Consider the following 13,792-nt stretch of genomic DNA (forward strand, 5'->3'; position numbering starts at 1 on the left):
CCAATTCTCATGTTTGAAACTGACTACAAAAGAGAAGACAACCGGATCGTTTTGCGTTTCCTCGAGACCACGAAAGGACTTCTGTTTTTTGGCACCAAATTGGAAGAGCGTCACCTCCGAGAATGGTCCGCACGAACCGGAGCCTCGGGCAGCCTCGCTCATGCCGAGATTACACGTCTCATGGAAGATCAGAAGCAGCAGGCTTTGGAATTAAAAGACGGCATTGTCATTTATGACAAAGCTCTCGCGCAACTCAGCAACAATTCACTGAAAGCGCTTGGACTTCCACCCAACCCCAGCTTTACCTTTCGCCTTGAGCAAAAGGGAAGCCTAGCAACGGGCGATCTTGTGATCTTGCCCCGCTGGCAGCATGAGGGGGAAAACATCCGCGTCAAACGCGACGGAGCCTTCCTTACTCAATCACGAAACGGTCAGACTTACATCATCCCGGATCCCGTTTTCGAGATTTGCGCTATCCTCGACCAGTATAAGGCAGCTTCCGACAAAAGCGTCGCGCGACAGATGCAGATGGTTGCCGAAGTGTTGGCGCTTGTCCATCAAACCGACGTCGATACTGATCCGCTAGATGATCCTACCTCCAGTTTCTTTGGTGGCGCTAACCCAAACAACCTGAACGAGCTAACAATTCGTCTGGATGACACACTATCTCGTTTCCAAGTGAAGACGGCTCGCGCAATTTCCTTCGATGTCTCGTTCAAGAATGAACACGGTTATCAAATTAAACCCGTTCTCTTCGGGAAGGTGCCGGCCGCCGGGAAAAGCCCGGCCAGTGAAAAACAAGGACTTCTGACGCCCAAAGAGCGTCTCACATTCGAAAGCGATCCCGGCAAAGGTTTTTTTTCCTACGAAGCTGCGAAACGAACCTACCTTCTCGAAAGCGGAGAATATGTCCTTATCGACGAGCTCTTGTTTCCCGCTTTACAACACGTCCGCGATATCGAAACAGCCTCTCCCGAAGCCCGCGAGGCGTTCGCAGCTAATCCAGCCAAGTCCATCGCGGAAGTATATCGAAATAAGCTGGAAGCAGAACAAGCCCTCGATCTTCCTGATGACATCCAGCAGGAACAAGTTGAACAAATCATTTCCGCTATTTTCGTCGAGACTAAGGAGTATTCGGACAGAGTTACCGAGCTCGGGCTTTGGGTTCCACCCGTAGTACCTTGGGTCAAACGCATTCCAAATAGCTGGGAACCTGAGGAATTCGGGATCTATCTCGGTGATCAGTTCATCACCCTACCTCAGGAAAAAATTGAAGGCCTGAAAGCCGAGCTTTCAGAAGCTATTAAAAATGGGAAAAAAACCGTTCACCACGAAGGGCATGAGATTCCCGCGACCGAAGAAGTAAAAGGCATTGTTGATCAGTTGGTCGGCATGATCAAGCCCAAGCCCAAGCCAGGTCAGGATACGGGTAGCGAGACCGAGACTAAAGCAACTGAACAACGGGTTCTTCTGATCAAGGATAACTTCGACGAACTGAATTATCGACGCGAACTTACAGAGCGTCCTCGCCACATCCAAATAAACCGTTCGCCCAAGATCACCGCAACGCTCATGAAGCACCAAGACGTCTCGCTTGATTGGCAGATTGACGCCTACCTGCAAGGTCTGCCCGGCGTCCTGAACGCTGATGATCAGGGTCTAGGAAAAACCTTACAAACCATCGCCTTCATGGCGTGGTTGCAGGAAAACATGCGAAAGGCGCCATCAGATCAAAAGAAGCCAATCCTCGTCGTTGCGCCGACGACACTCCTTAAAAACTGGGCTAAAGAAGTTGAAACTCATATGGGTAGTTTCCTTGGCCTTGGATCTAGGATTGATGCTTATGGATCAGGATTGAAGCGCCTTAGAACGAAAGCAAGTGATGGTAGCCACAATTTAGATCTCGGATTGGACACCCAACATGAGGAAGACCGGATCTTTTGGGTGCTGACAACCTATCAAACACTTGCTCAAAACCAAGTCGAATTCGCCAAAATCGATTTTGCCGCTGTCGTTTTTGATGAGATACAAAACATCAAGAACGTCACCACACTGGCTCATCGGGCCGCTCAGTCCATGAAATCTGATTTCACCGTAGGATTGACCGGCACCCCCGTTGAGAATGAACTCTCGGAGTTGTGGGCTATCATAGACACCATCGCGCCCGGCTCGCTCGGCAGCTTGCGTGATTTCATGGATCGCTTCAAAAATGCGGACGAGGCCCTTTATCGGGAACTTCACGAAGAGATGTTCTCGCATAGTTACTCAGAACCTGGCGTTGGGATACCTATAGCGCCTATCGGCATACGCAGGATGAAAAGCGATACCGTAAAGGAACTTCCCTTGAAGAAGTATCGCTTCTACGCAACAGAAATGCCTGAAATCCAAGCCCAAGCCTACGACATGGTATTTGCAGGCCTGCAAAATCATGTGCATGGGCGCGTACTTAAAATCCTTCATCAGCTTAGAACCGTTTCGCTCTACCCCGGTAATTTACAGCAGCTGCACAAACAGCCCGACGCACTTGCGACCATGATGGAGAGGTCAGCACGGATCAAAGCGGCAGTCGAGATCATTGATGGGGTGAGAGATCGAGGAGAAAAGGTTCTTTTGTTCCTCGAAACACACGAGATGCAGCACCTGCTGCGACGCCTCCTTTGTGAGCGTTATGACTTGGACGACATACCAATATTAAATGGTCAGACAACCCCTCAACGCAGAGGAAATATCGTTGAGGATTTCAAGCATACCCGTGGAGATGGCAAGTTTGCCATTCGCATCCTTTCGCCAAAATCTGCGGGTGTCGGTATTACCATGACTGCCGCAACTCACATTATCCATCTTTCGCGTTGGTGGAACCCAGCCGTTGAAGAACAGTGCAACGACCGTATCTATCGCATCGGTCAAGACTTAGACTGCACTATTCATATCCCGATTGCAGTGCATCCTCATCATCAGGATGCCTCATTCGACTGCATCCTGAACAACATTATGGTACGCAAGCGCAAACTATTCAGAGATATCCTAATGCCGGCGGAGGATATTGAAGCCGATCAAGGTGCAATGATCTCAGGGATGACTCAAAGTAAGTTCAATATCCGAGATATCGACAGATTAGATTGGAAGGAATTCGAACTCTGGAGTGGTCGCGAGGCCGAAAAAAGCGGCAACTGGAAAATGTCGACAACACCGCGGGTGGGAGATGGTGGCCTCGACACTCATCTCGAAAACCGCGAGCGTGGAGACGTCGTCTTAGTGCAATGCAAGTTCACAGACGACCATGAAAAACTTATGAACGCAAAGCCGGTTCGTGAAGTCCTTCACTCAGTCAGTCGATACGATGTCAGTAAAGGCCATCAGTGTGTTGTCCTAACAAACGCGGCAGGTTTTGATAGCTACGCGAAACAGCTGGCTGCTGAAATGAAGGTGACACTGGTGGACAGACACCGGTTGTCACTTTGGCCCAACCACATAATTTAGGCTTTTTTGTTTAAGGGCTGGTTGCACTACCTCATGCCAAATATAACGAATAAGCTGGCCCACCGCCGCACATTGGCCAATCTTTTTCACTATGGCTATTGGCCGAGGGTTAGCACTCTTTGATTTTCTGCTGTTGAAAAATTCTAGATCGTTCGCCCGAAACGCAAATTGGTATTTTAAACTAGAGAAAGCAGTATTATGCCAAGAGACGGGGTTGGATGCGTTTGAGTTCATCAGACACCGCACCGGCTAGCGGCTGAAAAAGATTAACCCGCGAAACTCCATCGCTGCAAAACGTCTCGCGCTTTTGCCATATTCAATACGTTTGCTATGTCGTTTTGCATTCCTTCACGTGCCTGATCATCAAGCACAAGCAACTCGCTAAAACCACATGCACTGCAAGTGATATCTTCATTCGAAATTCTACTATCGGAAGAGCCGCATTCTGGGCACTTTGCAAGGACATCGTCGTTGAACATTTCGCAACCTCTGACCAATCATTTCTAAACTAGGTCGGTCGATTGATGTTTCACGGGATCACGGAGTGCCAACTGATTTTCCATTAGCGCGGCTGACTTCCTCTCGTCCGTTTTGGTTGCGTAACGGCCCGATGCAAAACCGATGATGTTCTGCATCGGGCCGAGGAAAATCTATGTCGGTCGAAGCTATTTGCAATACTTTGGTGCGGCGGTGGTTTCTGAAATCCTCAGTTGTTCAGTTTTCGAGCGGCTTGCTTTGCTTCATATTGCTTCCACAGACCCATGTGTCCATTTTGCCGTGCATTTGCCAGCCACAGCTTCTTTCGGGCATCAGGCATTTCCATTGATCGATACTTTCCGCCTGAGAATTTTGGCCAATCTATCGCTAGGCCAAGTTTGACCATTTCTGCGGATAAATCACGGCCATCCTCGAGGTAGCACTTTGCAACAGTCCGTCCGTGGGTATCTTGCTCGGTCACTTCCGCCCTAATTTTTTGACCCTTGCAGAGCGAAACGAGCGCCCATTTTGCCTTCTTACCATAGGGGTGGTTCATCTCGGGAGCATCGACACCAAACAAACGGACCTGTGTTTTCTTAATGACCAATGTATCGCCATCTACAACGTAGGCTGAACCCGCCAGTATCCTGACGTCGGGTTTTGGTAGCTTGTGGTCCGGGTCAAAACGCTGTGGCTGCGATGTGCTCTGCCGTTGGTTCGTGGTTAATCTAGGTTTTTCATGTACATCAGATTGGCTTGGAGTGGTAGTTGTGCCGCCAGGCCTGTTGCTGCGGACTGCCAAATACACCGCGACAGCCAAAACCAAACCTAGAACTATCAAGATTTCCACGAGACAGGTCTCCAAAAGTTAGGTCAATCAAAATTGTCATACTTGATTATGATCGACCCAAGCACACGTTCGGGTTGATATGCTAGGGACGCTTCACATTCGCTTTGAGAGAAGTGACGGATTTGCCCAGCTGAGCGCATTCACGCGCGGGTAAGCCAGGCGACTGATCTCCACTTACTGAAACTTCCAGAATAACAACCGGAGATTCAGTTAGTTCGTGATTTTCGCTTCCGCTAGGGCTGGCAGCGCAGGTTGGCGGAATCTCACAGAAGAATGACCGTTTCGCGCAAGCAATCGTTTCGTACCGTTCAGATGTGCAACCCAAGGTGAAAAATCTTAATGAATGATTAAGTAGCGAACTATCGCGTGATGAGTGTGGAGCAAGATGCAGTATGACGGAGAACAAGGATCGCTTAACGGCTGAAGAAGCAAAGGGACTTCGTACGGCTAAAGAACTCGAAGGTCATCTTGCCTGGTTAGATACTTTTACTCCCGCAGCCTTGGGGGTCCTAGCTATTGCGTCTGGCATTTACACCTATCTTGGTGTGTCCTCGCTGCTTGAAGATAATGGCGCGGTCTCATTCTTCGCTGCGGTCGCGTACTCAATCGCTGTCTCTGTCGGTATCTTTGTCTTTTGGAGCTATATGCTCCGTCTGTTGCCTTCGATGCGTACGGCCAGTGGTTTCATCGGTCTGACCATCTCCACGATTGTTGGCTCTGTCGCCATTATAGCCATGTCTAGCTGGCTTAATGCAGCCGCTCTCGCAGGTTCAGCGGCGGTTGAGCAACACTTGGAAAACACAGTCCGTGACTACCAAGCTGCTCTCGAGCAAGCCCACGACATAGCACTAAGTGGCCAAGCGTTGGGTCGCGAGGTGGAACGCGCCCGCCAGAGTTTTGAAGAACTCGCTGAACTCGAGCAGTCCGGAGACCTCTCAGGTACTGCCGGTCGAGGTGCCGTGTTTCGGGTGCTGACACAAAAGGCGGAAGAACTAAGAAACCTTGAAGAGCAGATTGCGGCACAGCAAGAACCTATCGAGGAAGCCTTCCAACAAGGCAACGAAATCCTTGCGAAAATGCGTGAGCTTACCGTCGCGCCCGGTCCAGTAGATCGCCGCTCGGTTCAGTTTTCTGAGGAAAGCGTGAAGTTGGCAGGTGTAATCTCGCGCCTCAACCAATACAGCGTTGCACCACTTGTTGCCCGCGCTGCTGAGGACTTGCCATCCTCAGTCGTACTTCCAGAGCTTGATGGACGCAGCTCCGACGTAAGAGACGCCCAATCATCAACAATCAACTCTGTTTTGAATGCCTTGGACCAACGCAGCAAGACACTCAAGAACGCTGCTGACGAGGTATTGGACATGGAACCACCCATCGAGACGGCATACAACCCGATTTCAAGTGCCGATGCGGTGATCAAATACGCCCACAACTTCGTACCTTCTTGGGCAGGAGCCATAGCCATCGATTTGTTGCCCGCCGTGTTAGTGTTTGTGCTGGCTATCACACAAGCCGCAATCCGCAGCGGTAAAGACGGCATGAGCATCGAGGATACTCTGACACTTGCAGACCTCAGAGCCGCAATGAATGCCATGAAGGACGTCGAAGCGACAATGGGCGTGGCAGACGCAGCTATCCTCAACCGCGCCACTCCACAAAAAGATGAAACGTGATGAGCCTGTTAAGCCGTCTCGATCCTCGTTCAGGGCTACGCTACGTTCTCATCCTACAGCTCGCTATTGCAGGCGTTCTGATAACGTCGGACGTTCTTGGTGTAATGCCAAGCCCGTTCAAGGAGCGAGTTCAACTCCCGACTGGTCCGATATCCCCCGGCGATCAACGTCGAGAGTATCGCACTGATCGTAGCGATCCGTCGCTTTTGCCGCAGGATGGACCTCTGGACGTACCCGTGCCAGAGGCTTTTCCAAACCGATTGGACTTCTCAGTTCAGGAAGTCGAAGGACTGGGGAGAATACTTCTTCTTAGCGGCCAGATAGAGGTAGACGACTCCGCCCGCTTCGCTTCGTACCTGTCCGACATGCAGGAGAAGCCCGACCTTGTGGCTCTCCACAGCCCGGGAGGAGTGGTTTCTGAGGCACTGTCCATTGGCAAGCAGGTGAGAGGTGCTGAGCTTTCTACAGCCGTTCTGGCTGGCTCGATGTGCGTATCCTCATGTCCTTACGTTCTTGCAGGCGGTGAGGAACGCATCGTCTCTCTTCGCGGCATTGTAGGTATGCATCAGCACTACTACGACCAGCCTCGCTTAATTCCTGTCGTCTTCGCGGTAGAGAGCATCCAGAAGGGGCAAGGAGAGACGATGCAGCATCTGATTGACCTGAGTGTGGACCCGTCACTGATGCTGTTCTCACTGAACACCCCACCCGAGGAAATCTATGCGCTTATCGAGGAAGAACTAGTAGATACCCGCATAGCGACCCAAATTATCGATTAACTCGAAACACCGAGGACTTTGCCTTGTTCAAGAAGCTAACAATTGCTGCGGCGCTGTTCGCCACAACTGCCACTGCGGGAAGTCTCCAAGTACGTGATGCGGACACAATTGTTGTCGATGGCACTCCCGTGCGCTTGAACGGCGTGGATGCGCCGGAGCTTGGCACTCGTTCTGGTCAGGATGCTAAACGCTGGATGGTGAACTATCTTCGCGGCAAAAACATCGAGTGCAGTCTTAATGGCGAACGCACCCATGATCGGTGGGTCGGTGTTTGCTACGCGGACGGACAAGACATTGGTGCTGCCGTGATTGCTGCGGGGCATGCACTGGATTGCAAGCGGTATAGTGGCGGTCGCTATCGACAGTACGAGACACCTGCTGCCAAGTCGCGATTGCAAAGAGCTCCATATTGCTGACTTTTCTTAAGTTTCAATTAGCGGTCAGCTAGTTAGGGGATAAGCTATGCTCATAGTCTTTGCTTTGGTCCAGCTGCCCGTTTTAGCTGTTATTCGTTCAACCGAATTGTACAGTCCTGAAAACGACTTTTCCAATTCAGTCGGGCAGTTTCTATATAAACTAGTCGGCATTGGCGGAAGTGAAAAAGTAATCAACATTGAGGGCAGTAGGGCCAATTTATGAAAGTCTATATCGCCAACTTTGGGCGCCAAAACTATGAGTGGCCGATCTGTCAGGAACGCGGAACGATAGCGACTATGAACGCAGTCGACGCCCAGAAGTATTGGGAGGCCAATGATCGCGAGGGTTATGTTTCCAGCAGAATGGCGAAGGACACCACTGCGGCAGGAAAGAACCCAACCAAGGCGACTGCATCTAGATGGTTCAACTTGATGACTACTATCGCGGAAACTGTGGGTGATATTTGGGTTCACAAGGATGGGGACGAGCTCTGGTGGACAACATCCAGTAGCGAAGCCCCATACTTCGAGACCAAGATTGAGCCTATTGAGCGAGGTCGTGAAGTTGTTGTTTGTCATAAGCCCTGCAAGTCTTGGTCGAACAAGACAAAAAAGGGTACTCCATTGAGATGGAACGAACTACACCCCAAGGCCAAAGACTTCTTGTCTACAGAAGCAACGCTTCAGTCACTTAGTCCTGCGAACCGCGATTACACATTGGCTTTGATCGCGGCGGATGACCTAAGCCATTGGCACGAAAGGCCTTTTTGGAAGAAACGAAGTGAAGCCGCCAAGAATGGATATGCACCGATCAAATATGGGTCACAGGCTGATAAGATTGCATACCAGCGAGCCTCGGAACTCTTCGATGCCGCTGATGCAGCCGAGAGGATGGCTCGTACCGCGGTCAACACAACGAATGCAGCGAACGGCCAGACGGAAGAGCGCATTGTGAAAAGAAAAGACCTTGTGTTCTCGTCAGCAGCGGCTCTTCAGGATTACATCGCGGAGCTAATGGGAGCGCAAGAATATTGCTGCGAGCTGACCGGGCTGCCGCTTGAGTTGGATGAAGTGAATGGCGATTCAGCGATGTTTGCCTCCTTGGATCGGATCGACAGCAGCAGGCACTACGAACCAGGAAATCTTCAAGTAGTTTGCCGCTTTGCGAATTTCTGGAAGGGGGCTTCAGATGATAACGAGTTCCGACGGCTTGTTGGCGTGCTCCGATCAAGTTCTGTCAACTGACCCTTGAAAAGAGACAGGGCATGAACCCAAAGAGGCAATTAAAACACGTCGAACGTGATCTAAACGGCATTATCGCTGCGATCACACAAGTCTCGGGAAGTCGAGCCCGTCGTGCGCGACGGGTCGCTCAAATTGCGACTGGTAAGGTTACAGGCGCTGCTACCATTGGCGGAATGCTAATGTTTATCTCAGCATTCGGTTCAGCTTCAACGGGCACCGCGATTGGAGCTTTAAGCGGCGCGGCAGCATCATCTGCACAAATGTATTGGATTGGCTCGCTTTTCGGTTTGGGTGCCGTAGCAGGCGCTATCATTTTACCTGTCGTTGGTGCTGTGCTTGGTCTGATCGCAGTATTTTTTGTTTCGCGAAAAGTGTTCGGAAGACCCCGAAAACCAGCGAACATGCTGGAGTTCGAAGTGCGAACTTTGTTTTCCAGTTACCGTCTCGCTGCTCCTATCGCAACTTTTGTGGCCGATGGCGCAATCGAGCCATCAAAAGACGAGTTGCGAGTGTATGCCCATGAAGGTTTGCTACCACTCTGTGCTCTTGTTGGGGACCATCTGGCGACCCCGGAAAACTCTAGTAGAACGGAAAAACAATGCCGATCTTTCGAAGAAACCCTAGCCCTACTGCCGTTATGGAAACTTCGCCGTCATCATCGGCGATTACTCCGTCGATCTCAAAAAATGGCTCAACCAAAAAGCAAAACCGGAATTCAAGGATTGCTTCGGTCGTCATCGCGGTCACGTTCCAACGCCTGATTGAAGATGCAACACGTGAGTGGGCGATAGAGGAAGGATTGGTGTTACAGGCTCTACGCCGCTCAACGCGTTCTTTGGAAACGGCGTCTGCTGGAGAGCTTTCACAATACTTGGGCTCGCTGTCTGAGGACCAACTTCGTGGCGTAGCATCAAACGTAAAAGGCATCTACCACGAGCTCTTGTTCGTTGAGGCTGAAAACGGTGACTGGGATCACGTTGAAGCGAAGGTGAAAGAATTCACCAACCATCCTGGTGGTGATGTCGAGTTCCTAGTCGATGGAAGCACAATTGGTGAGGTCCAGCTAAAAGCTGTGGCATCTGAAGCACTCGTTCTGGAACATTTGGCACGATACCCTGAGATCGACATCAGAGTGACCGAAGAAGTGGCTGCGAGAATGCCCGGTATAGAGAGCTCTGGGTTTTCTAACGAAGAGCTTACGCGCGACGTTTATGACAGACTTGCTGAACTTCAAGGGGATGGACTTTTCGACGAGATAAGCGAAGGGCTTGCAACATCATCTTTGGTCAGTTCAGCAATTATCGCGGGCAAAGCTGCTCGTGGGGAGCACTTCTCTGGGTCGCAGATTCGTTCATTTCTCGTGGACGCCGGAATAGGAGCGTCAACCGCTGCGGTTCTTGACGTTTTGCTCATCCCTTTGGCCAGTTGAAGATCTATAAAAGCTACGAGCTATGGACGCCGATTGTTTTGGGAAAAGGACAAAATAAAAAGGTGAGATCGCGAAGGGCAGCTAGGGTCTGGACTCATTGAGTTTCAAAGCCAGTAGATGACAATAGCAGCGAGAGCGATGGCGGACAGGAATACCTTGGGGCACCTGTCATAATGTGTTGCGACACGTCGCCAATCCTTGAGCCTGCCGAACATGATCTCGATGCGGTTGCGGCGTTTGTAGCGGCGCTTGTCGTACTTGACGGACTTCTTGCGTTGTTTTCGGCCTGGGACACATGCGCGTATCCCCTTGTCTTGCAACGCTTCTCTGAACCAATCGGCATCATAGCCGCGATCACCGAGTAGCCAATCGACCTTTGGGAGGCTGCTGAGCAAAGCTCGTGCCCCGATGTAATCGCTCACCTGTCCGGCGGTCACGAACAGATCAAGCGGTCGCCCTTGGCTATCGCAGATGGCATGCAGCTTGGTGTTCATGCCGCCTTTAGTTCGCCCGATCAGGCGTCCACGCCCCCCTTTTTGACCCCCAAACTGGAAGCCATGCGATGCGCCTTGAGATAGGTGGCGTCGATCATAACGGTCTTCTCCTCGCCGTGATCGGCGGCCAAACCCAGCATCATCCTGGCAAAGATGCCCTTGTCACTCCAACGCTTCCACCGGTTGTAGAGCGTCTTGTGCGGGCCATAAGCTGCGGGTGCGTCACGCCATCGTAAGCCATTGCGGATGATGAAGATAATCCCACTCAACACACGCCGGTCATCAACGCGAGGCTTGCCGTGGGACTTCGGGAAGAAAGGCTCAAGACGCGCCATCTGCGCATCCGTCAGCCAGAAAAGACCAGCCATGTTCACCGCTTTCACCGCTCGTTTTTCATCCGTGAATCACGCTGCTAACGAGAAATCAATGGGTCCTGACTCTAGGGATGACTTCGGTCCCGTGCGTTTATAATGCGGATGGCCGCAAAGTCCGGATAGTGTTGAAAAAGTCAGTTTTTGGCGAAAGTCAGTGGAAAAGCAGGCCATGGAACGACGTCACGAGATTTCGGCCAGGGGGTCGGCCAAATCATCAATGCGGCGCTGTATGTGGCGCTCATGACCTGTTGAGCGCAAACCGACACAACATTTCTCATGTTCTGAATTTTTGCGGAAAACTGAGAGCCAGGAAATTCTGACTTTTTCAACACTATCTCCGCAATGCAGACATTCATTCAATTTGCAGCGAGGATCCGCTTCGAGCCCAAAGTGCAAATTTCTGCACCGTGCATCAATGCCGGCAATGCGCAGAAAGCAGACTTTGCAAACCTCAACGAACGATCATAGCGAACGTTTGCCGAGACCTTTTGGAGCAGCAGCTATGAGGAACTGGCTGGACAGGCTATTGATCATAACTTGCTGTTCTGTCGAAATCTCGCGCCAGTTGCAGGTCGCTTTGATTTCAAAGTCAGGCGATGGTCACTGTCCCGAATTGGTTTTCGCGATACTGCAAAGCAGATCGACATGTTTGTCCAACCATTCTTCGTTCAGCGCCTCGTGACGTATGAGCTTGCGGAAATAAGGTGCCGCGACAGCTAGTTCTATAAGCTGTTCAACCGGAACATCCGCGGCAATCTCACCTCGGTCTATTGCGGCTGCAAATACTACTTCAACACTTGCGAACCTGTCTTTCATGAATTCAGTGATCACCAACCGCGCTTCTGCATCGGTGGACGCAGCAGCGACTACCTGAGGTGCAATTTGACCCCATGGTGTGTCATTCAAGGCTCCCATCAGTACGCCGAGTAACCAACGCAGGTCAGATCGCAGCGGGCCATCGGTTTTGGGCGGTATGTTCGGTGGTGTTGCGATGCGCCGGAATGCTGCATCACGCAGACTACGCGCATCTGGCCAGTGCCTGTAAAGTGTACTGCGCGAAATGCCCGTTGCCTTTGAAACTGCGCCATGAGTTACGTGCAGCACGCCTTCATCCATCAGTATCTTTTGCGCCGCATCAAGCGCCGCCTGTCGTGTGGCGATCAGCCTAGGATCTTCTTTCAATCACCTCTCCTATAGAACATTTTGTTGCACAGTAGAACATTTTGTTCTAAAAGCTTGGTCGGTCAAAACCTAAATCCCACAAATACGTCTTGTCAAAACGGGAGCGTATCAATGTTCAAAGTGGCAGCAACCCCGCTGGCGGTACTCTTATCGATGGGCGCGACAAACGCATTGTCCGAGAGTGGCACCTACGAGCTGGATCCTGGACATAGCCAGGTATTGTTCAGCTACGACCACATCGGTTTTTCAGAAACATTTGGAATGTTCTCAGGTTTTAGCGGTGAGATAGAGTTCAACGAAGATGATCCGTCATCATCATCTGTCTTAGTGTCTATGCCTGTAAAATCCATGATCACGGGCTGGGACGCCCGTCTGCAACACTTCATGTCCGATGACTTTTTTAGCGCGAGTGACAGTGACGTGGTCACATTCGCCTCGACCAGCATTGAAGTCACCGGGGACAATACCGCGAGTATTTCTGGCGACCTGACCATGAATGGCATCACCAAACCTGTTGTTTTAGAAACAATGCTTAACAAGTCAGCTCCATACCCGTTTGGCCCAAAAGAGGGCACGCCGACCCTGGGCCTTGCAGCCACGGCGACCATCGTGCGGTCTGAATTCGGACTTGGGGCATTTGCGCCAGCAGTGAGCGACGAGATAGAGCTCTTGATCAATATCGAAGCGTTAAAGGCTGAATGATGTGTGCAAGGGCGCCGATACTGCGCTGAACGCTCATTCCTTGATTTTGGCGGATGGTCAACACGATGAATGAAATCCTGAGAACATTGGCGTTTGCTGCGACGGTGGTGGCATTGATGTGCCCGATGGCTTCCGCACAAGAGCGTTCCTTGCCGGAGCGCACCTCACCCCGTCCTGAAACGACAAGCGGCGTACCGCATACTCAGATTGGTGTCGAAATTGATACCGACTTGGCCAAGCTATTGCTGGAGCGTGTTGCGCAACTCCCAGGGGTCACACTTGGCCCGACACGCATATCGCTTCCTGGCGCGATTGGTTTTCAGCTTGATCCCGACATGCTGCTGTCTCAACCGAACTCTATCGTGGGTGGGTTTGAGTTTGCGCATATGCATCCTGATGGCAGCTTGCACGCGTCGCTGCATCCGGCAATGGCGCGACGGGCAATTGAAGCTGGCTGGGCCGTAGCTCACCCTTGGGCCAAGCAACGTCCTGGGTGGAGCGGCTTTGTCATGATTTACACACCGACCACACCAGAAGAGTTGGATGTCGTCATCGATCTGGTAGAAAGCTCGTACACCTTCATCACCGGCAACACCTTGGGCTAAGCTCGAATTGCGCGAAAGTGTGCGGGGACGCCTGTTTTCTGTCAGAGAGCAGTTTCAGCCACCTTGTTTCTCGCAGTCATTTTTTT

At 51.3% G+C, this 13,792-nt stretch carries 11 protein-coding genes; 8 read left to right on the forward strand and 3 right to left on the reverse strand.

The features are described from left to right. Window positions 1-9 precede the first annotated feature (9 nt). Complete coding sequence (locus ACR0FB_RS05115) at window positions 10-3,480, forward strand: SNF2-related protein (RefSeq protein ID WP_480620354.1); 3,471 nt, start codon at window positions 10-12, stop codon at window positions 3,478-3,480. A 706-nt stretch (window positions 3,481-4,186) separates the two neighbouring features. On the opposite strand, the gene ACR0FB_RS05120 is transcribed toward ACR0FB_RS05115, so the two are convergent. Beyond that, a complete protein-coding gene (locus ACR0FB_RS05120; RefSeq protein ID WP_480620356.1) occupies window positions 4,187-4,807 on the reverse strand; it encodes a thermonuclease family protein in 621 nt (206 codons plus the stop codon). Window positions 4,808-5,199: 392 nt separating this feature from the next. Here ACR0FB_RS05120 and ACR0FB_RS05125 point away from each other — a divergent pair, with 392 nt between their 5' ends. The 5 genes from ACR0FB_RS05125 to ACR0FB_RS05145 all read left to right on the forward strand — a co-directional run bounded on the left by ACR0FB_RS05125 (window position 5,200) and on the right by ACR0FB_RS05145 (window position 10,349). Continuing rightward, window positions 5,200-6,480, forward strand: coding sequence for a hypothetical protein (locus tag ACR0FB_RS05125; protein ID WP_170385602.1), 1,281 nt, complete (start codon window positions 5,200-5,202; stop codon window positions 6,478-6,480). Further along, window positions 6,480-7,259, forward strand: a complete 780-nt coding sequence (locus tag ACR0FB_RS05130) for a COG3904 family protein (protein WP_480620358.1) — start codon at window positions 6,480-6,482, stop codon at window positions 7,257-7,259. The genes ACR0FB_RS05125 and ACR0FB_RS05130 overlap by 1 nt, the downstream gene beginning before the upstream one ends. A gap of 23 nt (window positions 7,260-7,282) precedes the next feature. Beyond that, window positions 7,283-7,675 (forward strand): thermonuclease family protein, encoded by a 393-nt coding sequence (locus ACR0FB_RS05135; RefSeq protein WP_480620360.1) that lies wholly within the window; start codon window positions 7,283-7,285, stop codon window positions 7,673-7,675. 219 nt (window positions 7,676-7,894) lie between these two features. Further along, entirely contained in the window at window positions 7,895-8,920 is a 1,026-nt protein-coding gene (locus ACR0FB_RS05140; protein ID WP_480620362.1) for a hypothetical protein, read from the forward strand. Window positions 8,921-9,518: 598 nt separating this feature from the next. Next, window positions 9,519-10,349, forward strand: a complete 831-nt coding sequence (locus ACR0FB_RS05145) for a hypothetical protein (RefSeq protein WP_299637993.1) — start codon at window positions 9,519-9,521, stop codon at window positions 10,347-10,349. Window positions 10,350-10,453: 104 nt separating this feature from the next. On the opposite strand, the gene ACR0FB_RS05150 is transcribed toward ACR0FB_RS05145, so the two are convergent. Together ACR0FB_RS05150 and ACR0FB_RS05155 are read right to left on the reverse strand one after the other, a co-directional pair. Further along, window positions 10,454-11,211 (reverse strand): IS5 family transposase gene (locus tag ACR0FB_RS05150; RefSeq protein ID WP_480620364.1). Its coding sequence is split into 2 segments (ribosomal slippage): window positions 10,454-10,893 and window positions 10,893-11,211, totalling 759 coding nucleotides; the frame shifts between segments, so codons are not numbered across the junction. 606 nt (window positions 11,212-11,817) lie between these two features. Continuing rightward, a complete protein-coding gene (locus tag ACR0FB_RS05155; RefSeq protein WP_480620366.1) occupies window positions 11,818-12,399 on the reverse strand; it encodes a TetR/AcrR family transcriptional regulator in 582 nt (193 codons plus the stop codon). 111 nt (window positions 12,400-12,510) lie between these two features. Here ACR0FB_RS05155 and ACR0FB_RS05160 point away from each other — a divergent pair, with 111 nt between their 5' ends. Both ACR0FB_RS05160 and ACR0FB_RS05165 read left to right on the forward strand, forming a co-directional pair. Further along, on the forward strand, window positions 12,511-13,101 hold the full coding sequence (locus tag ACR0FB_RS05160; RefSeq protein WP_480620368.1) for a YceI family protein: 591 nt from the start codon (window positions 12,511-12,513) through the stop codon (window positions 13,099-13,101). Window positions 13,102-13,166: 65 nt separating this feature from the next. Further along, on the forward strand, window positions 13,167-13,706 hold the full coding sequence (locus ACR0FB_RS05165) for a luciferase domain-containing protein (RefSeq protein ID WP_480439402.1): 540 nt from the start codon (window positions 13,167-13,169) through the stop codon (window positions 13,704-13,706). Window positions 13,707-13,792: the final 86 nt, after the last annotated feature.

It is taken from the genome of Ruegeria sp. P10, from assembly GCF_056534925.1.